The sequence below is a fragment of the Planctomycetota bacterium genome, assembly GCA_016207825.1.
GTDB lineage: Bacteria > Planctomycetota > MHYJ01 > JACQXL01 > JACQZI01 > JACQZI01.
The window spans coordinates 1-24,741 of sequence record JACQZI010000011.1 but is presented as its reverse complement, the minus strand read 5'-3'; the positions used below and the strand labels follow the sequence as shown (position 1 = coordinate 24,741).

Sequence of the window (24,741 nt, the reverse complement as noted above, 5' to 3'; positions counted from 1 at the left end):
GTCAGGATACGCTATTGTTAGAGTTGTTACACACCGTTGCGGCGGTCGGTTTACGCCCTTGCTACGGTCGGGATACACCCTTCGTACGGTCGGGATACGCCCTCGTTAGGGTAAGATTACGTGATTGTTAGGGTTGGTATACATAATTGTTACGGTAAGATTACGCCGTTTGCACGGTGGGTGCACGCCGCCAGTTGGGTCAGGTTACGCCATTTGTACGGTCGGATTACGCCGTCAGGTGGGGGGATACGGTTTTAAAAACGGCATTTTCCAAAAATGATGGTTTGTATCCCTTATAAATAGCGGCTTGCAAAACGCGGTGTCCTAAAGGTAGTCAGCAGACGTCCCGAGAGGGGAGGCTATCGCACTGTGGCACCGATGGATTGATGAATGTCTTTTCCCGCAATTAGGGTAAGACTATTTATTAGGATTTGGGTTAGGCGGAATCGGCGTCTGCGGAAAAGGATTTTGCGGTGCAGGCGGTTGTGGATTAAACAGTTTCTCCTGCTTTTTTCTGTATTCCTCGTTTGCTTTTGTCACCTCCCAGTACGCCTTTTTAACTCGGCTAATCGTTTTGCTTCTTTATCACGAGCCGCCTCTATTTCTTTGGTGTCGATGCCTTGTTCTTTGGCTATTTGTATAACACTTTCAATATATTTTAAGTCGTAATCAGTTTTTCGCCGGCCAAAATTATACCCTAACGATTGAGCTTTGGCGAAATATTGGTCGCTGATTTTTAAGTCTTTCTTATGGTTCTTATAAATATTTGAAAGATTAAGAAACGCCTCGGCGTTAGTCGGATTTATCTTAACTACCTTTTCTAAATCCCTGATAGCCCTTTCATAATCTTCTGCCCTTAAGTAATAATTCCCTCGCGATTCAATCATATTTGAAACAACTTCTTTTTTAGATAGATTTCTCAGAAAAGCCCCGGATTTAATTTCTTTGTCCGTTATATAACAAATATCTATATAGGCATCATCGCCGGCTACGCCTCCCTTGCAGGTGGTTTCAATATTAGTGCGATATTTGCCATCGTCATATCTAATGGTAAAATGGTCGGGAATATTAACGCCATAAATCGGGAATCCCAATCTGTCAGTCAAGCAAAGGTATAACAAGGGCATAGTGAAGCAGGCGCCTTTTTTGGTATCCATGATGCCATTTAGAAAACAATTAGAAACTTGCCTCCCGAAGAAATCCGCCGTATCGTATTCATATTTTTCTTCATAAAAGAAAAGGGTGTTTATGGCTCTTATCCGATAGTCGGGGTCAAAGGCATTACCCCTGCCCGCCATTATGATATAGCGAACTTTATCAGCCATGCCGTCAATACGTTTAATATAAGAGTCAATGTCTATATTAGGATAAACTTCCTGTGCAACGAGCAAGGCGGCGCGGGCGAGGTCTATCTCGTTATCCGGCCCGGCAAGCATCTTATCCAGTTCGGATTGGGCGGATGCGGGAAAAGCAAAGAATATGAGTGCGGTAATGAGAATTATAATAAAAAGGATGCCGAAAGTAACTCTTAAGAAACGTTTGGGTTTAGCGGAAGGATTGGGTTGTTTTACCGTATTATTTATCGCCATTATGCTTTTGAGCCATTAATCTTTTGAGTCTTTATTCTCCTTGGACATTTCTGAATTATTAGGCGGAAGAAGCCATGGAGAACCACCTGGTTTCGTGTGGCGCTCGTAAATTTTATCAACAGAGTCGAAAGAATCAAACAGCCTATCACGATGCTCTTTAGAAAGAGATTTAACGAAAGCATCAAAACAGCTTGTTTTTCTTGCCGAATATAAAACTAATGGAATTAAGGAGCATGGCATGGTATTAGGATTATTTATAAATACGGTAAAAAGCGATGTTAATTGTTTCACATCAAGTTCAGCAGATGAATAATACAACTCTTTTAACTTTTCAGTTTTTTCCTTTTCCGAATAGGAATCGTTGCTAATAATGCTTATATTTTTGTCGATAATTGTTTGTTTTTTATAACAGGAAATACTGCTATTTATTAGAAACAACACTATAACTAAGATAATGACATCCCTATTTTTCATCATTTAATTGCTTAGATTAAACCATATGGATTGCATCAGCGTCATATAGATTATAAAACCATTTTTTACAATTATTTGTTTTTCTTCAAACAAATATCTTCGATTTTATTTATTAGTTCATTAGTATATTTAATTGAGGTCTCATATGTTTCAATTTCATCCATAATATGGTAATCGCGCAGAAACGTGGGATTATCTAGTTCAGCTTTTTTCGCACCTGTCTTTTTTACCACTTCAATTATAAAATCCCAATTTGGCCTTAAATGATACTCTTCGTGTTCACGTTGCATCTGAACGATAAGCGGATTATCATATGGTTGAACATATACTTCGCCTAAACGCACGCTACCTTCTGTTCGGGAAGTTCCTGCTTTCGCCGCATCTATATTTTTTCCTTTCTTAACCCATTCGTCTATTTTTTTGTCTACATCATCAGCAGTTTTCGGTTTTTCGTCCGCCCCTAAAGCGTCCATTTTTTGATAGAGCCCTTTCATATAAGATAGCCATTCCGACATTTCTTTCATTTTAGGCAGCAGAGAACAGACATCGCAACAAACAACGATCTCACTTCCAATTTCATACTCAGCATTCAAAGAATCTCTAGCCATATCTTCGGGGGTAAGAGATTTGTTTAACAATATTGCTAGCATCATCAAGCTATTAACATCGCCTTTTGTTGAAATAGCTACAACCTGTTCTCCCTTTACCTCGAATTTCCATTTCCCATAAGGGTCTGTATAATTAACCGGATTATTTTCAACATAGGTATATAAATTCACCCCACCGTCATATTCAATTGGGTCGCGCCGGTTAAAACGTCCGGTTCTTGGGTCATACTGACGGGCAAACACAAAGGATGATACCACTCCGATTAATACTATTATACTTAAGGCTATGCCGAGTAATTTGGATTGTTTCATACATTATTCCTTTCTTTTATAAATCAAAATCATCTTAACCTATTAGGTAGTATAACCAATATATCTAATAAGGATTATTTGTCAAGATAAATTTCGGAATAAGTATGATTTTTTACTCACAAAAGCACAAAAGGGGCAAGGGACATATTTGACACTTTTTAAGGCAGGATAACGTCGGGACGGAGCTTTACCACAAATTCGCCTGACCGGACGGGCAGGCCCATCTGCGTTAGACTTCGGCGGGCAGGCATACGGTTGGGTCGAGAAGATTTATTTATGAAAGAGTGGCAAATATTGCAAGGGTATCTGCAATGTCAGGCAGGCAAGGGCGGTGGAATACTCCGGAGAGCCGCCTTCGCCATTGGGCCATGAGCCGTTTTCTTCTTGTTTTTCCAGGAGCATTTTGGCTTCCAGGGGGAACCATTCATTCCAGTATTTTTCGCCTGCCAGGAACATCGCCAGCGTGGCGTAAAAATTAGAGTAGTATGGATAAGAGCTCCAGTTATTTGGGGTACCCGGTTTATGCTTCATCATGTATTCCAGCCCTTTCAGGGTTTCGGGTGCATCATATAGCCCGTATAGGCATAAGGAAGAAACGCCCCCGGAGGCCAACGGAAATGTTCCGCCTCCGCCGCTGCCTAAGGAGTATTTAAAACTGCCGTCAGGATTTGCGCTTTTTTTAAGGTAATCGACACCGCGGTCTATGACCTGTTTGTTTACATTTAAGCCGATATTGCGCGCGGCGCGCAATGCCTGGACGATGCAGACCGTAATGCTTCCTTCATCACCGCCTTTTTGCGGGGTATAATACCAGCCGCCTTCGTTGCTCTGGCTGGATTCAATGACATCAATAGCTTTTTTGAGAATAGTTTTAACTTCTTCTTCCACCTCTATCCCGCTCTGGCGGCTGGTTCCGTAAAGCTCGGCTAGGAACCAGGTGGCAAAGCCATGCCCGTGCATGCGGGAAGCGCCGCCGCTTCTTTCGTCTTCGCAGACGTAACCGACTTTGGTGGTCGAATTGACGATATAACGGCGGGCGGCATGAATATTAGTGCCGTATTTGCCTTCGCCGGGGAGATTTCCGCTGGCCAGGAAAGCCAATCCGGCAACGCTGGTCACAAATACCTGATACTGTGAGCCCAGCAGCCCTGTTTTGGATTGCCTGGAAGCAAGGAACTTTAATCCCTTGTCAACGGCGATGCTTATGCGTGAGTTCAGGTCGAATGAATCGCCGGAGTCGTCCGGCGCATCGCTTTTCTCTTCGCTCATCAGGAAGGCAGCAGTGGACCCCAAGACAATTACTAATAATACGAATATAGCTGCGTATTTGAAAGGCGTATCCATAACTTAAAGTATACTAATTTATTGATAGAAAGCAAATTCTTTCTGATTATATATTCGAATAGCGGTAATACGTTTGAAGGGTAAGTATTGCCATGGCGGTGGTATAAAGCCTGCCGCCGTAAGCGCTCCAGCGGTCTTCAGGAGCCCAAGAGCCTGCGCCGGCGGTGTTATTGGTTTCCTGCGCTTTGACGAGCGTTTCCTTGAGGTGTTTGTTCCAGTTCTGCCATTCTTTGCCGCCTTTTTTGCACATCGCCAGCGTGCCGAAATACCAGTAATAATAATCATTATCGATGGCCTGGGTTACCGGATGCATTTTAGGCAGTTGGGTTGCCAATATTTTAGATTGCTTTTCAATCAGGTCGTCGTTTTTATCCCAGCCGATAAACAACTGGGAAAACATTCCAGCCGCAGTCAGGGCATAAGGGCCGTTGGGATAATTATTCGTCTTGCGGTAGCCGACATAACCGTCTTCGTTGGTGACTGAAGCAAGCCATTGGCTTGCCCTTTTTAAAGCCGAAGAGGTATTCCCGATATCAAGCGTTTGGGCAAGTTTCAAAGCGAATATCTGCCAGACAGTTATCGAAGTGTCGTTAACCCCGTTAGCTGATTGATACCCCCAGCCGCCCTGGGTGTTCTGGGCGCTTACGATAAATCCGACCGCTTTGGTAACGGCTTTCTCCTCGGTTTTATCGCGTGTCTGGCAATAATCTTCCAAGACAGCCATGGTGGCGATTCCGTGGTTATACATATAATTAATAGTTTTTCCGTTTAGGGCTGAAGGACCGAACAAACCGTTTTCCTGTTGCTGTGACAATAGGTATTTTATGCCGGCCTGGACCGTTTTCTGGTGAGTGCCTTTCAAAGAACTATTTCCGTCGGTTATGAATGTCAAAAGCGATAGGCCGGTCAAGCCGACTTGGTAATCTTTTAGCCCGTCATGTTTTTCCGGATCCCACGACCCGTTTAGCTCTTGTGTTTTCTTGAGCCAATCAAGGCCTTGCGCGACAGCCCGTTCAGTTGAAGAATCCCCGCCGTATTGCGAAATCAGTTCTTTACGCTTAACACCGGTCCTGTTATTAACCAAATGGTCCGTGAAATTCTTGTTCTTAACAGAATCTATCCTGACCATCTGGGGCAGGTGCCGGAGGTCCCAGACCGAATCCGGCAACGTTTCCAAAGGCTGGACCGGATTTATGTCCTGGACAAACTCGGGGTTTTCAAGAGCCGGCAAGGGTATATCAGAGGCAGGGATATCATCCCTTTCGAAACGCGGAAATCTATAATCATTCGGCTTAAAAACCATAGTGTTTGGATCAACCGGTATTAATTCACGCTCGGTTTGCCTGTTATCAGGAATAAATCTTATGGTATAATCTTTCTCGATTTGGGTTTGGGTAGGCTTGATAAAGAGCAACCCCAAAACGGCAAAGAGGACAACGTGAAACGCGGCCGATAGCGCCCAGGGAGACGAATGCCGGAAAGTATATTTAACCCTGGCAACGGCGGTTTGTATTTTCTGCGAGACAAAATCAGGGATTCCGTAGAGCCCGATATTGCCGGGCGCCGGTATTTTTTCTATTTCCTGCATTACCCGGTATTCAAAATTGGAAGAAGGCTCTATTTCGGTCATTTCTTTGAATGCGGCAAAGAGTGTCTTGATAGACCGCAGTTCCTCACGGCACTCTGCGCAGGAATCAAGGTGGCTTTTAATGGCGGATTTTTCATCCGGAGCCATTCCGTTTTTCACGTAGCCGATTAAATCATAATTTTTATCGCACATATATCGTATCCTTTATTGTTTCCTCGGTTCTATTTCGGATAATTGTTTGTCTATTGTGTTAATTTTGTCTTTAAAACCGAATTTATTCTTATCATATTCACCGTTAGTAAGATATTTCCATCCATCTATTAGTTTTCGAGTTTCAATATAACCGCCAGAATCGCCTTTATTCATCAAGCAGATAAGAATATGATAACGGGCGTTCCACCATTCCTTGCTTTTTTCCGGTAAACGCCTGTGCAGTTCATGCCATTTAGTAAGGGCATTATCCCATTCTTTCGCCTTTTCATAAGCAGTTGCCAGGTTTATTTTTATGGTAAAATTATTTGGTTGTTGTAATTCAACGGCTTCCAGAATGGCAAACGCTTCCTGCCAGTTCTCCATTTTCGTCAAAGACGATGCCCAATCCCACTGGATCTTCCACAGGTTTTCTTTGGGGATTTGTCCGGTATATTTGTTATCAAGTATCTTCTCGTAAATCTCGGATGCTTTTTTGTAGAAAGCATGTTTTGCCAGGTCATCGGCTGCCTGAGAAAGGTTATTAGCGACATAAAGCGCGTGGAGATACGAAACGTTTTCGGGAAGTGCTTTTTGCAGCCATTGTTCATAATAGAAGGCGCTTCGTTCAACAGAATGAATAAAATCGTTGTAAAGAACAGAATTGCTTGTTTTCATGGTTTCAAGCTGTTTGCAGCGTTCTTCCCCTTTTATTTCCGGAGAAACAGTCTGGTTTGCAAACGCTTCGTACTTTCTTGCTGCTGCTAAAACCAGTTTGGTTAAAACGCCTTCTTCCGGCTTTTTTGCCAGAAATTTTTCAAGATAAAGTTCCGCCGTTTTAAGGTTGGCCTGATTTTTATAATCATTAGAAGATTCTATCAGGGCTTCTGTTTTATACTCAATTGCTTTGGCGGTTTCCTTTTCGAATGCGGCATAAGCAGTTTCGTATCCAGCCAGTATCTTTAGTACTTCAGAATATTTCATCATGGCTGGGTGCCGGTAAATCTGGGCAAGCCTTAGGGCAGATCTGGCTTGGTAGCCCCGTAAGACATCGGTGTTTTCGTTGATGGATTCAGTCAGCACCTTTTCATTTTCTTCTGACATTTTCAAATAGCGAATAGTTTCTTCCTTTAGTTTTGCCTTGCTGGCAGAATCCTCTTCTTTTTCGTATGCAGGCCAGAGATCCCTTTCCGCGTGTAAATAATACATCGAGCCGATCATTTCCTTCGATTGGAGAAATTTCGCAGGGGTTTCAGAGGCTTTTTGGAATAATTTAACCGCCTCAAGATATTTCCCATTGCGATATGCCGTCATTGCCGTCAGCCAATCGCCTCCCCATCCTTTTTTGCTCATTAGCGAAGCAATCAACGTGCCGTGTTCTTCGTAAGAGCGGTCGTTGGTTTCTTTTCCCATTTCTAGATAGCATTTCAGGGAATTATTTGCTGCATCAGGGGCATAATCGGATTCCCCGTATTGCTTGTATAGTTCTTCAAAGGCGATTAATGCTTGGTAAATATTCGGATTGGCTTGTTGTAAGAATTCCTGACCCAGTATCCATAATACTTCCGGAGCATATTTCACCTGTGTGTCTTTGGGGAGCATTCTTAAAACAGTTAGGAATTGTTTGCTTTGGGCAACCATCTTATCGATACGATTGGCTTGCCGGAGATAATTGATATTGTTCAAGAGAATATCCGGGGAAAGAGCGAAGGGGGTGCTGTGACGTACCAGCTTATAATATAAATCCACCCCTTTTATTGCCAGTGGCCCTTTTTCGGATATGACTTTTTGGATTATTCCGAAAGACTGGGCGGGTGTTTGTAAATAGTATAAGGCGAGTGCTTTTTCAAGAAGGGCTTCTTGAAAGTAATAATCGGTTTTTTGCCCTGCTTGAGGAAAAACTTTGGATAACTCATCGAAAGTTCCAATTACCAGTCGGTATTCATACATCTGGTTGTAAGTCCGTGCCTTTAAAGAAAACCCGCGCTGGATGATTTCCTTGAAGTTTGGGTCAATGGAACCCAAAGAGCTTTGCGGAAACCCCAATTGGCTCAACAACTCGGTAGTTGAAATCGTAAAGCATCGAAGAGCGTTTTGCCAATCGCATAAAGATAAATAACAAACACCTTCTTCATTAGCTGCCTGATAAGTAAATGACGAAAACGGTCCTTTTTCCAGCATGATTTGTTCAAACATATCTATGGCATTGTTTAATAAATCCTTCTTTTGTTGCTGGGTATTACTTGGTAATAATGCCATCGTGGATAAAACCTGCGGCTTGGCAAATCGCAAGGAGGATAAAATGTTATCGTTGTCAGATAGTTTTTTCTCCAGCTGTTGCAGTAATTTGCTGTCGGGGATGTCTTTCAGGTTTTCAGCGATAATTTGCTCTTTTAAAACATCTATTTCTTTGTGATAAGCATCTTCTGTTTTTGCGAAATATTCAGCAGCCTGGTTGAGAGAAGAAACCGCCTCTGGTTGTAACTTGCTTTTTACATCCGCGTCGGTTTCCTGTTCCAGCCGATTTAAAAGGATTTTTCCTTTGCCAAATAATAGGTTTCCTATCTGAAGCCTGGCATCCTTGATTTCGGCATAGTCATCGCCGTAAGTTTTAATCAGTTGCTTTAAAGCATCGGTTGCTTCCTCCAAATAAGTGAATTGTTCCTCCATTTTCAATCCGGGGATGTTAATTTTTTGCACCTTAACCTCAGCCGTAACTGAATCAACTTTAATCTGGGTTTCCTTGGGCAGGGAACTCTTCGGTATCTTTTTTAATATTTCATCAGCTAATTCAAAAGAGAGCAAGTAGTGGTATTTATCAACCATCTTTTGGGCAAATTCTAATTCCGTTTCAACCCGGCTTATGGGTGAAAGAGGCTTATTTTCAGCTTTTGCTGGTTGAGAAATAACCAAGACCCCCAAGCAGATAAAAGATAAATAACAATAAATAGACGTTTTCATAAACCTCTTTTTACCTAAGGTTTTACCAATTCCTTTAATTTTGCCAGCGCAAAATGCAGTCTGGATTTCACGCTGCCCAGCGGTATTTTCAGCACCTCTGCGGCATCGTCGTAACTCATTCCCTGGAAAACGCACAGGTTAATTATTACCTGGTGTTCCTCATGCAATTCTTTCATGGTTTCTTTTACCTTGTCAATCATTTCCTTGTTTATCAGTTTTTCTTCAGGTCTTTTCGGGTCTTTTACGACCATTTCTTTGAGCGTCGTGTCTTTATCCGAATCTTTAATTCCCTGGTCCAGGGAAACCGGATGGAGCCTGTATTTACGCGTCCTTAAATTGTCCATCCAGGTCATCCGGGCGATCGTATACAAAAACGTGTTGAATTTGGCGCGCGGCTGATAGTTCTTTGAGCTTTGCGCCAGTTTTATAAATACTTCCTGGGCCAAATCTTCCGATATTCCGCTGTCCCAGGAAAACCGGTAAAAGAAGTTCAAGAGCGGTTTCTGGTGCCGCCTGACCAGTTCGGCAAACGCCTTTTTATCACGGCTTTTTTTATACCGCATCATCAGCTCGGTATCCGGTATTTCTGCCCATTCATTGTTCTCGGCTTCAATCGGCGCTGACATATATATAAACGTATAAAACTGGTTTTAGTTCAAAAAATACGTGTTTTTATAGAAAATTTATTTACTGAACTTTCGCACTTGTTTTTCATCTAGTTTCATGACCACTTCGGTCAGAAGCTTAATGATATTTTCATAATCAGCCGCGTGGATAATCCCCGAATGGCTGTGGATATAACGGGTGGCAACGCCCAGATAAACGCAAGGCACGCCTCCTGCATGGATATGGATGGGTCGCCCGTCCGTGGCGCCGCGTTCCAGGGCTTGTATCTGGTAAGGAATTTTATTCTTTTCGGCTACTTCGATAATAAAATCACGAAGCGCCAGGTTAGGTATCATGCCCGCATCATAAATGGTAATCATCGGCCCTTTTCCCAGGACCCCGACGCCTTTTTCTCCGCCCGGGACATCCTGCGCCAGCCCGACGTCGCAGATTAAGGCAACATCCGGATTAATCTTATGTGCGGCGGTCTGCGCGCCGCGGGTGCCGACTTCTTCCTGGACCGTGCCGACTCCGTAGACGGTATTGGGGTGCCTTCGGCCTTTAAGCGCCTTGATTACCTCGATAAATATGGCACAGCCGATACGGTCGTCCCATGCCTTGGCCAAAAGGTAATCTGAATCCGCCATGACGGTAAAAGGGCCGACCGGGATAATCGGGTCGCCCGGTTTTACCCCGGCTTCTAGCGCGCCTTTTTTGTCCTTAACGCCTATATCTATGTAAAGAGCTTTGATTTCCGTAGGCTTTTTACGTTCCTCATCACTCATCAGATGAATCGGCTTCGATCCGATGATTCCGTGGAGATTGCCTTTGGTCGTTTTAATAATAACGCGCTGGGCGACCAGATATTGGGGAAGCCATCCGCCTAATGCCGTAAACTTGATAAATCCTTCCTCGGTAATAAGAGTTGTCATAAACCCGATTTCATCCATATGGCCGGGGATCATGATTTTCGGCGAGGCGTTTGCCCCTTTCTTTTCACAGATGATGCACCCCATTTTGTCATAACTTAAATTGGTTAATCCTTTCATCTCGCTGGCGATGATATCGGATATTTCCCCTTCATACCCGGGAACTCCATTGGCATCCACCAGCTTTTTTAAGAGACCGAGCTTTGCTTTATCCATAAAGTCCTCCTTTTCTCCCGATATTCATCGGGGGAATTCATTATTAATTCTATAACTTTTTACCGGAGATTTTTATAAGCCGTTTATTCTTTCCGGTAACCTTGAAGTATACAATAGTTACATTAGGTTGCGCTTTAAGTTCACGCATACGTTCCGCCCATTCCATCACGCACACGCCGTTCGAGAAGCAGTCGGTAAAGCCCAGCCGTAAAAGTTCCGCGGCATCAGGCAGCCTGTGGGCGTCAAAGTGGTAAAGTTTGTATCTTTTGCCGTGATGGACCGTTCCGAGGACAAAACTGGGGCTGACGACTTTGTCGATATTTTTTACGCCCAACCCGCGGGCAATGCCTTTGGTAAAATAGGTTTTCCCTGCGCCGAAAATGCCGGAAAGCGCCACAATATCCCCGGCTTTGAGTTTTTTACCGAGGCGCGCCCCAAAAGCCACGGTTTCTTTGACGCTGTTAGAGATTAGTTTCCTTCTAACCATTTCAAGCCTTCTTCATACTGCTTGTTGGACACCCGCTCAGGATTCTCCCTGTCAAAGTGCCATTTCAGCGGGTTATTGATGATATATTCACGAATTCTCGTTAATTCGTTTTCATTGCGAATGATATGCTCGTAATAATTCCGTTGCCATAGAGGAAAACCGGGCGTGTTTCTGATTCTGTTAATATGTTTTGCCGTATTCATTTTGAAATAACCGATGATTTTAGGCAAGACCATTTGGCGGCGTTGCTGTAGGGGCAATTCATGAATTGCCTTATTATATTTAGGCGGTTCGTGAACCGCCCCTACAATGAATAGAATGCCATGAATATGATTAGGCATAATGATGAATTGGTCGGCTTCAACCTCTGCGTATTTCTCCGGTAATTTGTCCCAATATTGTTGGATGACTTTTTGTATTTCGTCCGGTTCTAATATCATCTGTCTGTTCTGTGCGCATATTGTTACAAAATACCCACCAGCTTGAGAATAATCATAATGTTTTAACCGCATTAGTTTTCGTTGAGGTTGCTTTGTTTGTTCCATATTACCAGTGTTCATATCCTTTGGGGATAAGTTTCTTTATTTTGCCCTGTTCGGTCAATAAATTGATTCCTTTGCCCTTGCATATAATACCGATAAAGGAAACCGGTGCTTTTAAAGGATTATCTTTGGCTATTTTGTAAGCCTCGTTTATCGGCAGAGTAAACAGCAATTCAAAATCCTCTCCATCTGTTAAGGCGTGGTGGAGAGGGGGAGTTTTATCTTTCCTGCTTAATTTACGCGCATCATCCGATATCGGGATATTATTTTCCCACAATATCGCGCTTTTTCCGCTTGGATTAAGGATATGATCCAAATCCATTAATAATCCGTCGCTTAAATCTATCATGGAATTGATGCGATAATTGTTTTTAAGGATGCGCGACTCATCCAGGCGGGGAATAAAGCCAAGGTGCTTTCCAAGAATCGAGCCGCCTAGTTTTCCGGTTACCATAATGGCATCATTTTCCTTGGCGCCCGCGCGCTTTAGGATATTCTTGCTCTTGGCTATTCCTAATAGGGTGGTACTTATGCTGATTGGCCCTTTTACGGAAGAAATATCTCCGCCGATGATAGGTATATTAAACTTCCGGGCAAGTGTTTTCATCCCGTGGAATAACTCTTTGGCAAAGCGGTTGCTTAATTCTTTGCGCAGGGCCATGGTGGCGACTGCATAAAGCTTATCCGCGCCGCCCATGGCCGCGATATCAGAAATCGAAACAGCCAGCGCCTTATAACCAACCTTAAAAGCTGTTGCCCCGGTTGTCCCGAGACGGAAATCAATCCCTTCGACAACTACATCGGTAGTAATTAAGGCAGTTTTGTTCCCGTCAATTTTTATTCCGGCGCAATCATCGCCTGAAGGAATGGTTATTTCGGGGGATGATTTCAATTGCCTTTGAACCCATTTGATATAGGCAAGTTCTTTCATGGAGCTATTATATATAATAAAAATTTTATTGGCAAAACAATAAGAGTTTAGTAAAATAATCCCCAAGGAAATGAGATGAAACTCACTATATTAAAATATCCCGACCACAAACTGCGCAGGAAAGCGCAGGATGTCAAAGAAATCAATAAGGACTTGAAACAGCTTGCCAGGAAAATGCTGGATTTGATGTATAAGGAAAACGGGATAGGGCTTGCCGCCACCCAGGTCGGGAGACCTTTAAGAATGGTCGTGATAAACCTTTCCAAAAAGCCCGAGGGCGAGCTGGTTTTGGTTAATCCTAAGATAACCAAAAAGTCAGGCAAGCTTTGCGAAGAAGAAGGGTGTTTGAGCGTTCCGGGATTTAGCGCAAAGGTTCCGCGCCATAAACGAATCTTATGCGAAGCCCTTAACCTGGACGGGCAAAAGATAGAGATAGATACCGGCTTGGTTCCGGTTAGCGAAGACAAAAACATACAGGAAAATCTTTCCCGCGTGATTCAGCACGAAACAGACCATCTCAACGGCGTTCTTTTTGTGGATTACCTGACAGGAGAAGAAAAGAAAATTTTTGACGGGAAAGCCAAATCTTAAAGGTTAGTTCTGAGGAGCACCACCGAATGCATAATTGGGAGTGGGTAGATTAGCCGGCGCAATATTATACTCAGCATAAGTCCTGCCGCCACCGCCGTTACTTCCATTATATCCGCCATTACTCGTGCCGCCTGCCCCCGGTTTTGCTGTAATTCCATTGGCATGTTGATTGATTATAGAATTAGCTTTAATGACAACCGAGCCACCTGCTCCACCGCCGCCGCCACCGGGAGTTGAGAAGTTAAGAAAATCGACTGATTCGCCATCGCCGCCATTAGCGATTATATAACCAGAATCAGAATTAGCCCCGTCAAAATTATAGAAAACATTGAGAGTGTTGGCGGTGATATAAACAAACCCGCCGCCTTTGCCGCCTGAACCGCCATTGAGAGAAGTATCTGTATCAGCGTCACCCGCACCTCCTCCGGCCCCGCCGCCAGCGCCAAAATAAATTTTGCTGTTTAATTGGGCTGAATTACCGTAAGTTCCGCCGCCGCCACCGCCTCCGCCATCGGTTATCCATGATTGTAGGTCTGAGCTGCCCCCATTCCCTCCGGTTACTCCCGCTCCATCAGAACCGGCAGCAAATCCCAACCCGCCTAATCCGACAGATCCATAACCACCCCCGCCTCCGCCTCCTCCAAATGATGGATCAGGCCAAGCTCCCCAAGAGGTATAAGCGGCACCGCCACCTCCACCTGCCGGACCAGTGGTTCCGTTAGATGCACGGGCTCCGTCGCCCTCCCAAGTTGTGGCACCACCACCGCCTCCACCGCCTCCTGGAGCAGGAGTTACAATTACACCTCCATTAGCATTGCCTCCTGAATTATATAGCCCCCCGCAATAGGTTTCTCCAGCCGGAGCATCACTATCATAATCAGTGCCTGTTCCGCCGCGATGACCTTTGCCGGAAGCCGTAATTGATGCCGTTATATTTGGTTGAACCGGAACCCTTGTTGAGCCAACCGACACAGTTCCGTTTGCCCTGAACGCCACCACTCCGCCGGTTATGCCATTCCAGTTTTCACAGGTTAATGTGCCGGTCCAATTAACCGTGACATTGGTGTAATTAGGCACCCTCTGGAGCATAACATATTGCGAGGTAGCGAGATTGTTATCCTGCCCGGCAGTTTCACCATAGAATTTGATTTTATTATCATCGAATGTAATAACATTACCGGCAACTGATTGGACGCGCATAAATTCGTAATTGCCGATATTGGTGGAAGAAACTGTTCCTTTCACCGAGATAATGATAACCTCATCGTTAGCAACAAACGTTCCGACAGGCGGGACGGTATTTAAAACAGCCGTATTGGCGGTAAGAGAAGAAATACGCGAGCACCACCCATCAGGCTGGGCACGTCCGTTTACACCGTTAGTCTGGGTGTTTATATTAAATGTGTTTCCGGCAGGGACATTAAGCGCCCCGTCCGCCCCGGTGCCCAGATAACCGGCTTTCGTTGTGGCGGAAATGACATTGGAATAGGTGCTGTTCCCTCCGATATTATATGAACGGACCCGGTAATAATAGGTGGTGAAAAGCGCAAGAGGAGCGTCAGTATAAGCAGTAATATTTGCGCCGGTCGTATCAATCTGGTTAAAGTTTGTTCCGTCCGGTCCGCGTTCTATTTTGAATCCTGTTTCATTATTGGCGTTATCCGTCCAGGTGATAACGATTTGTAATGCCTGTCCTTTAGCAATCAGGTTTGTCGGGGCCGCTGGCGGGTTATCCCATGTCGTTCCGGATGCCTCACCGGAATAAGCGCTGATTCCGAAAACTACGCTATAACCCCTGACACGGTAATAATAAGTGGTGTTTGCGGTAAGTCCGGTATCATTATAGATACTGGTGCTTGCCGTAACAGTAGCAATTTGGCTGAAGTTGATTCCTCCTCCGGTAGACGAACGTTCAATCCAGTATTCGCTTTCGTTATCGGAATTATCCGACCAGTTAATTCGTATGCTGGTTTGCGAAAGCGGGGTCGTTGCCAACCCGGTCGGCGTGCCGAGTGATGTCGCCGCGCTGACTTCGTTGCTGTAGTTGCTTTCCGTATTGGCGTTATAAGCCTTGATGCGGTAATAATAAATGGTTTCCGGCGACGTTCCGGTATTGGTAAAGACAGTAATGTCAATAGAGGCCAATCCGATATCGCCGTAAATGCCGCCTAGGCCGGTTTTACGCTCTATCTTATATCCTAGTTCGCTATTTGAATTATCTTCCCAGTTCAATCTTACCTGCGATGAAGAAAGAACCGTGGTAGTTAAAGCGGTCGGCGGATTGAGTGGAGTGGTGGCATTGGCTTCGCCTGAATAAGCGCTGTTGCCTATGGCATTGGAAGCCCGGACGCGGTAGTAATAAAGCGTTCCTTCTGTCAAACCCGTATCAGGATAAGAGGTGATATTGGCCCCGACCGAAGCGACTTCTTCATAAGCGCCGCCCGCGCCGGTTTTACGCTCAATCTTGTAGCTCGTTTCACTGTTTGAATTATCGAGCCAGCCGATATTGATTTGTGTTGCCGAGGCGGCTGTCGCGCTTAATCCGGTCGGCGGAGAAAGAAGCATAGCCACGCTGATTTCATCGCAATAAACGCTGTCGGTATTGGTATTGGTTGCCCGGGCTTTGTAATAATAGGTAATCCCGTCCGTCAAGCCTGTGTCGGGATATGAAGTAGCGTTGGCGTTAGTGGTGGTTATTTGGTTATAAGTGCCGCCTGCCCCGGCCTTGCGTTCGATCTTATAGCCGGTTTCGCTGCCGGAGTTGTCGTTCCAGTTGAGATTGACCTGGGAATAAGATACGGCATTGCCCTGTAAAGATGTCGGCGGGTTAAGAACGGTGACCGCAAACGCCTCGTTGGAATAGGAACTCTCGCCGCTGGCGTTAGTTGCTTTGACTTTGTAATAATAAAGTGTTCCGTCTACCAGGCCGATATTCGGGTAGGACGTGGTGTTAGCTCCGAGAGAAACAATTTCGCCGTAAGTGCCGCCCGCACCGGTCTTGCGTTCGACCTTAAAATTAGTTTCATTCAGGGAATTATCCGTCCACCCCAAATTTATCTGGGTAGACGAGGTTGTGTTGGCGGTTAAAACGGTCGGGGCGTTGAGCGGGATAGCCGGGCTGGCTTCGTTGGAATAGGAGCTCTCACCGTCGGCGTTATAAGCGCGCACGCGGTAGTAATAAGTCGCGCCATCCACCACGGTATTATCCTGGTATGCTTCGGTGTCAACACCGAGAGAGGTGATTTCTCCGTAAGCGCCGAGCGCTCCGGTTTTGCGTTCCACTTTATAACCTGTTTCGGTATTGGTATTATCGTTCCAGGTAAGGTTAATCCGTGTTGAAGAGATAACCGTTGCCTGGAGCAGGGAAGGCGGTCCCATAGTGCTCAAAGCAGAAACTTCTCCCGAATAAGCCGAATCTCCAAGGGCGTTGGATGTTTTTACCCTGTAAAAATAAAGAGTTCCTTCAGTCAAGCCGCTATCAGGGTAAGATGTAATATCGGCCCCGACCGAAGCGATTTCGCCGTATGTGCCGCCGGCACCGGTCTTGCGTTCAATCTTGTAGTTCAGTTCACTATTGGAATTATCCGACCAGCCGAGATTAATCTGCGTGGCAGAAACAGCCACAGCGGTCAGGCCTGTCGGCTGGGCGAGTATGGTAGCCGTGTTGGCTTCTCCGGAATAAGAGCTGTCGCCGTTGGCATTAGTGGCCTTGATTTTGTAATAATAAACCGTCCCGTCCACCAGTGCCGTATTGGAATAAGAAATAACGCTTGCCATGGTGGTTGTAATCAATGCATAAATTCCGCCCGTGCCGATTTTACGCTCAATCTTATAACCTGTTTCGTTCTTGGAATTATCGTTCCAGCTGAGGTTTATTTGTGTTGCCGAAATAGTGCTGGCCGTTAAAGCAGTTGGCGCGTTAAGCGAAACGGGTGAATTGGTTTCACCAGAATAAATGCTGTTGCCGTCGGCGTTATAAGCCCTCACGCGGTAATAATAAATTTCGCCGTCCACCACGCTGTTATCCGAATACGCCATGACGTTAGCCCCGACCGATGTGATTTGCCCGTATGTGCCGCCGGCACCGGTCTTGCGTTCGATCTTATATCCGGTTTCCCCTCCTGAATTATCTGCCCAGGCAAGGGCAATCCGTGTTGAGGAGATAACCGTTGCCTGCAGATTGGAAGGTGAATTAAGAATGGTCAGTGCATTGGTCTCTGCTGAATAACTGCTGGAGCCCACGCTGTTAAGTGCTTTAATACGGTAATAATACCTGGTTCCCTCGGTTAAACTGCTGTCGGCGTAAGTTACGGTGTCCACTCCGGGCGTTGCGATAGCCTGATAGGTACCGCCCGCACCGATCTTGCGTTCCAGTGTAAATCCTGTTTCGTTGTTGGCGTTATCCGTCCAGTTAATATCTATGCGGAAAGAAGATACGACCGTTGCAGTCAAGCTGCTTGGCGGGCTAGGCGCGGTTGGAACCGTTACTTCAGGCAGAGTTTCCTGGCTGGTAGTCGCGTATTTTAGGTCTTGGTTATTAGCGTCGTAATATGCGATAGATACGGTGTTATCGGCGCCAATCCCGATTGATGAAAACTCCCCTGCGTGATAGTTGCTGTCGATGGTTGAAACAACCCAGCCGCCACCCCCGGCATTTGTTGCATACTTAAGGCAGTTATTGGTTAAATCATAATAACTTACATAAAGCTTGTTTTGGGAATCAATGGTAAGGGATGGAATCGCCGCGTTTTCATCTATCGTCGTTATTACCCAGTTTTCCCCTTCGGCATTGGTCGCGCATTTTAATGATTTGGTGAGGCTGTTATCGTAAGCAATATAAGCTTTATTGTTAGTCCCTACTTTGATGGAGATTGTTGAGTTTGATGCGGAAGCAACGGTGCTTGCCAGCCAGTTTCCGCTTGAATTAGTCGCGTATTTCACGGATTTATTAGTGGCATCGTAATAGGCGATGTGGGCTTTGTTGTTTCCATCCACGGCGATGGATGTTTTTATCCCGACCACGCCGGGAGAATCTATCGTATAGGTTGCCCATGTGCCGGAAATATTGGTGGCGTATTTCAGGTCTCCGTTGGTTTCGTCCGCATAACTGATATGGCTTTTGTTATTGCCGTCCAGTGCGAGCGAACACCAGGCGCCGACCATGCCGGCGGAATCCAGCGTGGTGCGTACCCAGGCGCCAGTTTGGTTGGTGGCATATTTAAGGTCGCGGTTGATGACATCATAATAGGCAACATGGGCGTTATTATTAGTGTCTATGGCAAGCGATGAATACGCGCCGACGCTGCCGGTGGAGTCGATGGTCGTGCTGAACCATGTACCGGAAAGATTAGTGGCATATTTCAGGTCGCTGTTGGTGTTATCCAGATAGCTGATATGGATTTTGCCGTTATGGTCAACGGCCATAGAAGGAAAAGCGCCTTCCGAGCCGGAGGAGTCAATGGATTGGTTTTGCCAGGTATCTATGTCCTCTGGTTCACCGCTGCTTCCGGTGGTTGGCTGGACGGCATCTTCCTTTTTATCCTTGGTCCAGTCGCATTTAGCCCCGATACACAGGGCTAATGTTAAAAGCACCGATAAATATAAATAAAGTCTTGAACCTGACATCATGATAAATTCCTGTTACTGCCCATAGTCCCACTATTCGGTAATATAATGAAACTAGACGCTTTTGTCAAGCGAAATATCTAGCTTGTCTGAGAACGGAATATTATTTACGGGTAAAACTTACTGCCATGCCCATGCCGCCGCTCATACAAAGGGTCGCCAACCCTTTTTTGGCATTGCGTTTCTGCATCTCATGGAGTAATGTCACGACAAACCGGCAGCCGGTCGCGCCGATGGGGTGTCCCAGCGCTATCGAACCGCCGTTTACATTAACTATGTCCATCGGGAGTTTGAGTTCCCTGTCCGCGGCGATTACCTGTGCGGCAAAGGCCTCGTTCAATTCTATCAAGTCAAAATCGTTGAGCTTTTCGCCTGTTTTGGCTTCCAGTTTCTTGATAGCCGAAACCGGCGCGATTCCCATATACGCAGGGTCAACCCCCACGCTGACATAACCATTGATATAAGCCATGGGTTTAAACCCAAGCTTATTGGCAACATCTTCCGCCATGACCAGAACCGCCGCGGCGCTGTCTGCTATCCCGCAGGCGTTTCCCGGATGGACCGTTCCGCCTTCTTCTTCTTTCTTGAATACCGGTTTAAGCTTGGCAAGGGATTCGAGCGTCGCCCCTTCGCGCGGGTTTTCATCTTTTTCCGCCAGGATAGTGCCTTTTTTTGTCTTGATTTCTACCGGGGCGATTTCTTCCTTGAACCTGTTTCCCTTGATGGCCTTCTCGCATTTATGCTGGCTAGCCAGGGCGTATTTATCCTGTTCCTCGCGGGAAACTTTATATTGGACAACCAGGTTTTCCGCAGTTGCACCCATCACCAAATTGCACAGCGGGCAAAGCAATCCGTCGTGGTACATCCCGTCAACCACTTTGTCATTGCCGAGCCTGTATCCCGCGCGGAATTTGGGAAGCATAAACGGGACCATCGTCATATTTTCCGTCCCGCCGGCAACGATGATATCCGCGTCGCCCAAGGTAATCGATTGGTATGCCAGGACGATTGATTTTAAGCTTGAGCCGCAGGCCTTATTGACCGTATAGCCGGGTTTTTCTTGCGGCATCCCGGAAAAATACGCAATCTGCCGGCCCGGATTAGGGCGGTTGCCTGCCTGACGGGCATTGCCGAAAATCAGTTCGTCCACTTTGTCCGGCTTAAGACCGGATTCTTTGAAAAGCGATTTGGTAACGGAGACGCCTAAATCAACCGCCGTGGTTTCGGAAAACATTCCCAGGAATTTGCCTATCGGGGTCCGCTTGGCATGTGTGATTACAACTTTTCTGTTCATCGGATAATCCCTTTCTATAATCGTTTAAATGTTGACTGGAAATGCCTCATAATGGGCGATTCGAATTTAAAAGTTACGCCCTTAATCTTCTTACGGCGTTTCCAGATATTCTTAGCGCATTCGATAACGTAATCCAGGTGTTCTTTCATATAGACACGGCGCGGGATGGCTAACCTAACCAATTCCAGTTCCGGAAAGATATTTTCCTTTGTGTCGGGGTCGCGCCCGGCCAGAAGAGCGCCGATTTCCACAGCCCGGATGCCGCCTTCGATATAAAGCTCGATGGTTAACGCATGGCCCGGGAAGTTTTCCCTTTTAATATGCGGCAGGAATTTCTTGGCATCGATATAAATGGCATGCCCGCCGAAAGGCACCACAACCGGAATTCCGGCTTTCTTCATTTCACCTCCCAGATACGCCACCTGCCCTGTCCTGTAGCGCAGGTATTCTTCCTCGGTGCCTTCGTAAAGGCCGATTGCCAAAGCTTCCATGTCGCGCCCGTTCATCCCTCCATAGGTGGGGAATCCTTCCAGAAGGACACCCAGGGGAACGAGTTTCTGGTAAAGCGCTTTATCCCTGACCCCGATGAATCCGCCCATATTGACAATGGCGTCTTTCTTGGCGCTCATCGTGCAGCCGTCCGCATAGGAGAACATTTCGCGCACGATTTGCCCGATGGATTTATTTTGATGACCCTGTTCACGCTGTTTTATGAAATAGGCATTCTCGGCAAAGCGCGCCGCGTCGATAAAGAGCTTACATTTATATTTGCGGGCAATCTGCGCGACTTCCCTGATATTCTTAAGCGATACCGGCTGTCCGCCTCCAGAATTGCAGGTAACCGTTATCAGGACATAAGCCACGTTGCCAGGATTGGGCTTTATTGCCGCCTCCAGCTTTTTCAAATCCAGATTGCCTTTAAAGGGATAGGTTGAATAAGGATTATAAATAGCGTCAATCGTGCAATCCACGGCCCTCCCGCCCGCATCCTCGATATGCGCCTTGGTCGTATCAAAATGCATATTGCCCGGGATAGTCTGGCCTTTCCTGACAATGGCGCGGTCAAGCACCTTTTCCGCCCCGCGTCCCTGGTGGGTGGGCAGGGTGTAAGGGAAACCCATGATATCTTTCACCGCCGCGGCCATATGCTGGAAATTAACGCTTCCGGCATAGCTTTCGTCCCCGGCCATAATGCCTGCCCACTGGCGGTCGGACATGGCGCCCGTGCCACTATCGGTCAGGAGGTCTATGACGACATCCTGCGCCGGCAGGAGGAAGGGATTGTAGCCGATGGCTTTTATTTTCTTTATCCGGTGTTCTCGGGTGGTGGTTGAGATGGGCTCAACGCTTTTAATCTTAAACGGAGGCAGTAACATAAAACAAATCCTTTTCTATTTCCTAGTTAATAATTCTCTTGTCGCGATTTTGCCGGCTTCCACGCCCGGCTGGTTAAAGGCGTTTACATTATATAACTTGCCGGAATAGGCTGTGACCAGTTCCCAGAAATAAATAAGCCCGCCGACGGTCTCCTCCGAAACGTTCGGCAGTTTGATTGTGTAATTCGGACGCTTGCTTTCGGTCAGGGCTATTTCCGTGCCTTTCTTTTCCGCATTTATCAGCTTGTTAAAGCTTTTTCCCTGGATGAAATCCATATCAGGGTCTTTGAATATCTTCGGTATCTTTACGGTGGAGCGGAATTTTTCCACTTCCAGGAATACCACCAGTTTATTATTGGGACCTTCGTTATAAAGCTGAATCTGGGAATGCTGGTCGGTCACACCTAGGGCGTTAATCGGGGTTGGCCCGGTAAATACGTTTTTGCCCTGCAAATCCACTTTCTTCCCCAGGCTTTCTGCCCAGAGCTGCCTGAACCAATCCGCAATATCCTTAAGGGCATACGAATAAGGCATCATGACAAGCATGTTCTTGCCCTTTTTGGTGTCCATGAGCCAATTAACCAACGCGGTCAGGTATGCCTGGTTGCCTTGCGGGGATGTCTTGCGGCAGGCCTCGGCCATATTGCGCGCGCCCTTAAGGAGTTTGGAAATATTAATTCCGACGAATGCAGCCGGCACCAGGCCGACCGCGGAAAGTACGGAATACCGGCCTTCCACCCCGTTCGGCACTTCAAATGAGATTATATTTTCATCGTTGGCAAACTTTCTTAAAATGCCTTTATCCTTGTCCGTGGTGATAATCAGGTGCTCGCGGTATTTCTTCCCGAATGCCTTCTTTAAGATATCCAGCGCCAACAGGAATCCGGCGGTCGTTTCCGGGGTCTTGCCGGATTTGCTTATTACGTTGAACAATGTCTTTTTGAGGTCAAGCAGTTTGAGCAACGCGTTTGTCTCGTCCGGGTCGACGTTATCAAGGATAAAGAGGCGCGGCCTGTTTCCCCTGGATTTGGCGGAAAGCAGGTTGTAAAACGGAGGGCACAAAGCCGTCTGCAGCGCCCGCGCCCCTAATGCCGAGCCGCCTATCCCCAAGACCACGAAATTCTCGAATTTGCCGGCATACTTCTTGGCGAGTTTTTCTATTTCAGAAACGTTCTGTTTCGGCAGGTCCAGAAACTTGAGCTTCCCGTTTCTTTGCTCTATTTCGTTATCGCGGATGATGTGCTGGTAGCCATTGATGTAGGCGTTAAGCTCGCTGTCGCTCAAGCCGTTGTTGGGGCCGACGATATTTGATTTAATGTTCTTGAAATCTATATGCATCATGTGGGTTCCCCATCCTTTCGGTATTTGCTTTTTTGATTGATAGGTATAATAAAATCAAATTACCGATTCGCTAGCAACTAAAACCATAAAAATAAAACAGAGAATACATTTTAACAGGGACTTATAAGAGACTTGTAACTAAAACCATAGTCTCTTTAAAGTCTCGTGAAAGCCCCTGCGGAGCAAGGAGACGTCCCGACAAAGTCGGGATTTTGAGTTGTTATCTTCCCTGTCTCGTCGGGCGCTTGCCGTAGACATTCACTATCCGGTCTATCCGAAATTGGCGCATCTCCGCGGACTGGTGGCAGTAAGCGACCAGGTAGGGCCGGCCTTTAAATGTAAAGAGGGTGTAGGGGCTCAGCCACCTGCGGGAAAGGTCGCCGTTGTTGTTTTTGTATTCTATTTCGACATCAAGGTTACCTTTGGCTGCTTCGTCCAAGACCTGCTGCTCCGGGAAAAGTTCCACATCGCCGAAGATATAATCCCCGAAACTGATAAGCTGTCCGATATGCTGGGCAATGCCTTCGGGCGTGATGTCCGGCGGCATCTGTTTCAGGCACGCCAGAAACAATCTCATCACGACCAAGGAATCCGCCATCGCCCGGTGCGCGGTCGGCTCCTTGATTTGCAGATACTCGGCAAGCGTGGACAGTTTATGATTAGCAACTCCCTTGATATAACTCCGGGAAAGTTCGCAGGAATCTATCAGGATATTCCTGGGGGTTTTTATCTTATGCTGGCAGACGACCGCGGAGACGAATCCGATATCAAAAGTGATATTATGGGCAATCAGTGGTGTCGTGCCGATGAATTTGAGGAAATTTTCCACCGCGTCGCGTTCCCCCGGCGCGTTGGCGACCATCTCGTCCGTAATCCCGTGGACATTGGCGGTGAGTTCGGGAGGGATGGGCATTCCCGGGTTGACAAATGTTTCAAGCTTGCCTAATATTTTATTGCCACTAAATCTCACCGCGCCGATTTCGATAATCCTGTCCCTTATCGGGTATAAACCGGTGGTTTCAAGGTCAAAGGAAATAAATTCCATGGCTGCCATTTTAAAATAATATGGTATCTATGGCAATAAAAACTCATGAACTATTGAGCTGTTGAACTGATGAACAATTGAACTTTTACTTTTGCGTAGCGTTGATATCGATATATGAGGAAATCTCGCCCTTGGCTTTGGCGGCGCTTTTAATCAGCATTTTCAACCGTTCTTTGTTTTCGTCGTCCATTGCGGTAAATTCCGCGCCGATTGCGAAAGCGGTCATTCCGGGAAACTCTTTTATGCGGATGATTTTGCCTTGCGCCTTGATAGGGGCGTCCTTTAACAGTTTACCGGTAATTTCCAGGGAGAACTCCTGGGCCATCTTGAATTTCTCCCGGCTGATAAAATGTATTCCGCCTTTGGAAATATCCAGTACCATATGCTTTTTAGGGGTGGTCTTAAAAAGCCCCAGGACGTGCTTTTCTTCCGAGCGGACGGCCAGCCCGTCGATACTGTAGCGCTTGAAATTACGGTGTTCATCCTGCTCTAACGGTTTATCTTCCATATTCAAGAAAATCGTTCCACGGCCCCCCTACGAGGGACTCCCGATTATTCGGGGTGTCCCTGCTCTGTTGAATAATTTTTATAAGTTTCTTCTTTCGGTTTATTAGCTGTTTTACCTCTACGCTATGGCTTTTTCTTTCCGATAACCTCTGCTAACAAACTTAAACAGATTCATTATGTTACCCT

At 46.2% G+C, this 24,741-nt stretch carries 18 protein-coding genes; 1 reads left to right on the top strand and 17 read right to left on the bottom strand.

Going from position 1 to position 24,741, the window contains the following annotated elements; translation table 11 throughout:
- Positions 1–536: 536 nt before the first annotated feature.
- The 11 genes from HY811_05960 to HY811_05910 all read right to left on the bottom strand — a co-directional run bounded on the left by HY811_05960 (position 537) and on the right by HY811_05910 (position 12,776).
- Positions 537–1,589: a tetratricopeptide repeat protein gene (locus HY811_05960; protein MBI4834342.1), complete on the bottom strand. Its 1,053-nt coding sequence runs from the start codon at positions 1,587–1,589 to the stop codon at positions 537–539.
- Between the two features lie 15 nt (positions 1,590–1,604).
- Complete coding sequence (locus HY811_05955) at positions 1,605–2,066, bottom strand: hypothetical protein (protein ID MBI4834341.1); 462 nt, start codon at positions 2,064–2,066, stop codon at positions 1,605–1,607.
- A gap of 68 nt (positions 2,067–2,134) precedes the next feature.
- Entirely contained in the window at positions 2,135–2,983 is an 849-nt protein-coding gene (locus HY811_05950; GenBank protein MBI4834340.1) for an RHS repeat-associated core domain-containing protein, read from the bottom strand.
- A 270-nt stretch (positions 2,984–3,253) separates the two neighbouring features.
- A complete protein-coding gene (locus HY811_05945) occupies positions 3,254–4,327 on the bottom strand; it encodes a terpene cyclase/mutase family protein (GenBank protein ID MBI4834339.1) in 1,074 nt (357 codons plus the stop codon).
- Positions 4,328–4,373: 46 nt separating this feature from the next.
- Positions 4,374–6,107 (bottom strand): terpene cyclase/mutase family protein, encoded by a 1,734-nt coding sequence (locus tag HY811_05940; GenBank protein ID MBI4834338.1) that lies wholly within the window; start codon positions 6,105–6,107, stop codon positions 4,374–4,376.
- A gap of 12 nt (positions 6,108–6,119) precedes the next feature.
- Positions 6,120–9,065, bottom strand: coding sequence for a hypothetical protein (locus HY811_05935; protein ID MBI4834337.1), 2,946 nt, complete (start codon positions 9,063–9,065; stop codon positions 6,120–6,122).
- Between the two features lie 14 nt (positions 9,066–9,079).
- Complete coding sequence (locus HY811_05930) at positions 9,080–9,691, bottom strand: sigma-70 family RNA polymerase sigma factor (protein MBI4834336.1); 612 nt, start codon at positions 9,689–9,691, stop codon at positions 9,080–9,082.
- Between the two features lie 57 nt (positions 9,692–9,748).
- Positions 9,749–10,816, bottom strand: a complete 1,068-nt coding sequence (locus HY811_05925; GenBank protein MBI4834335.1) for a M42 family metallopeptidase — start codon at positions 10,814–10,816, stop codon at positions 9,749–9,751.
- A 49-nt stretch (positions 10,817–10,865) separates the two neighbouring features.
- A complete protein-coding gene (gene tsaE / locus HY811_05920; protein ID MBI4834334.1) occupies positions 10,866–11,303 on the bottom strand; it encodes a tRNA (adenosine(37)-N6)-threonylcarbamoyltransferase complex ATPase subunit type 1 TsaE in 438 nt (145 codons plus the stop codon).
- Complete coding sequence (locus tag HY811_05915; protein ID MBI4834333.1) at positions 11,285–11,848, bottom strand: transposase; 564 nt, start codon at positions 11,846–11,848, stop codon at positions 11,285–11,287. The genes tsaE and HY811_05915 overlap by 19 nt, the downstream gene beginning before the upstream one ends.
- A gap of 1 nt (position 11,849) precedes the next feature.
- A complete protein-coding gene (locus HY811_05910) occupies positions 11,850–12,776 on the bottom strand; it encodes a thiamine-monophosphate kinase (GenBank protein ID MBI4834332.1) in 927 nt (308 codons plus the stop codon).
- A gap of 75 nt (positions 12,777–12,851) precedes the next feature.
- On the opposite strand from HY811_05910, the gene def reads away from it, so the two are divergent.
- Complete coding sequence (def, locus tag HY811_05905; GenBank protein MBI4834331.1) at positions 12,852–13,367, top strand: peptide deformylase; 516 nt, start codon at positions 12,852–12,854, stop codon at positions 13,365–13,367.
- Positions 13,368–13,370: 3 nt separating this feature from the next.
- On the opposite strand, the gene HY811_05900 is transcribed toward def, so the two are convergent.
- From HY811_05900 to HY811_05875, 6 genes are all read right to left on the bottom strand, one after another.
- Complete coding sequence (locus tag HY811_05900) at positions 13,371–18,995, bottom strand: fibronectin type III domain-containing protein (GenBank protein ID MBI4834330.1); 5,625 nt, start codon at positions 18,993–18,995, stop codon at positions 13,371–13,373.
- A 100-nt stretch (positions 18,996–19,095) separates the two neighbouring features.
- Positions 19,096–20,286 carry an acetyl-CoA C-acetyltransferase gene (locus tag HY811_05895; protein MBI4834329.1) on the bottom strand — a complete coding sequence of 397 codons (1,191 nt, stop codon included), beginning with the start codon at positions 20,284–20,286 and terminating at the stop codon, positions 19,096–19,098.
- Between the two features lie 14 nt (positions 20,287–20,300).
- A complete protein-coding gene (locus HY811_05890; GenBank protein MBI4834328.1) occupies positions 20,301–21,662 on the bottom strand; it encodes a tryptophanase in 1,362 nt (453 codons plus the stop codon).
- Between the two features lie 15 nt (positions 21,663–21,677).
- Entirely contained in the window at positions 21,678–23,003 is a 1,326-nt protein-coding gene (locus HY811_05885; GenBank protein ID MBI4834327.1) for a glucose-6-phosphate isomerase, read from the bottom strand.
- Positions 23,004–23,223: 220 nt separating this feature from the next.
- Entirely contained in the window at positions 23,224–24,057 is an 834-nt protein-coding gene (locus HY811_05880; GenBank protein ID MBI4834326.1) for a WYL domain-containing protein, read from the bottom strand.
- A gap of 76 nt (positions 24,058–24,133) precedes the next feature.
- Positions 24,134–24,556, bottom strand: coding sequence for a PilZ domain-containing protein (locus HY811_05875; protein ID MBI4834325.1), 423 nt, complete (start codon positions 24,554–24,556; stop codon positions 24,134–24,136).
- Positions 24,557–24,741: the final 185 nt, after the last annotated feature.

Excerpts from the sequence above, each read along its gene's own strand:
- HY811_05945 (MBI4834339.1), bottom strand. The coding sequence starts at position 4,327 with ATGGATACGCCTTTCAAATACGCAGCTATATTCGTATTATTAGTAATT.
- HY811_05895 (MBI4834329.1), bottom strand. The coding sequence starts at position 20,286 with ATGAACAGAAAAGTTGTAATCACACATGCCAAGCGGACCCCGATAGGC.
- HY811_05935 (MBI4834337.1), bottom strand. The coding sequence starts at position 9,065 with ATGAAAACGTCTATTTATTGTTATTTATCTTTTATCTGCTTGGGGGTC.
- HY811_05915 (MBI4834333.1), bottom strand. The coding sequence starts at position 11,848 with ATGGAACAAACAAAGCAACCTCAACGAAAACTAATGCGGTTAAAACAT.
- def (MBI4834331.1), top strand. The coding sequence starts at position 12,852 with ATGAAACTCACTATATTAAAATATCCCGACCACAAACTGCGCAGGAAA.
- HY811_05910 (MBI4834332.1), bottom strand. The coding sequence starts at position 12,776 with ATGAAAGAACTTGCCTATATCAAATGGGTTCAAAGGCAATTGAAATCA.
- tsaE (MBI4834334.1), bottom strand. The coding sequence starts at position 11,303 with ATGGTTAGAAGGAAACTAATCTCTAACAGCGTCAAAGAAACCGTGGCT.
- HY811_05940 (MBI4834338.1), bottom strand. The coding sequence starts at position 6,107 with ATGTGCGATAAAAATTATGATTTAATCGGCTACGTGAAAAACGGAATG.
- HY811_05925 (MBI4834335.1), bottom strand. The coding sequence starts at position 10,816 with ATGGATAAAGCAAAGCTCGGTCTCTTAAAAAAGCTGGTGGATGCCAAT.
- HY811_05880 (MBI4834326.1), bottom strand. The coding sequence starts at position 24,057 with ATGGCAGCCATGGAATTTATTTCCTTTGACCTTGAAACCACCGGTTTA.
- HY811_05885 (MBI4834327.1), bottom strand. The coding sequence starts at position 23,003 with ATGATGCATATAGATTTCAAGAACATTAAATCAAATATCGTCGGCCCC.
- HY811_05955 (MBI4834341.1), bottom strand. The coding sequence starts at position 2,066 with ATGATGAAAAATAGGGATGTCATTATCTTAGTTATAGTGTTGTTTCTA.
- HY811_05875 (MBI4834325.1), bottom strand. The coding sequence starts at position 24,556 with ATGGAAGATAAACCGTTAGAGCAGGATGAACACCGTAATTTCAAGCGC.
- HY811_05950 (MBI4834340.1), bottom strand. The coding sequence starts at position 2,983 with ATGAAACAATCCAAATTACTCGGCATAGCCTTAAGTATAATAGTATTA.
- HY811_05960 (MBI4834342.1), bottom strand. The coding sequence starts at position 1,589 with ATGGCGATAAATAATACGGTAAAACAACCCAATCCTTCCGCTAAACCC.
- HY811_05890 (MBI4834328.1), bottom strand. The coding sequence starts at position 21,662 with ATGTTACTGCCTCCGTTTAAGATTAAAAGCGTTGAGCCCATCTCAACC.
- HY811_05930 (MBI4834336.1), bottom strand. The coding sequence starts at position 9,691 with ATGTCAGCGCCGATTGAAGCCGAGAACAATGAATGGGCAGAAATACCG.
- HY811_05900 (MBI4834330.1), bottom strand. The coding sequence starts at position 18,995 with ATGATGTCAGGTTCAAGACTTTATTTATATTTATCGGTGCTTTTAACA.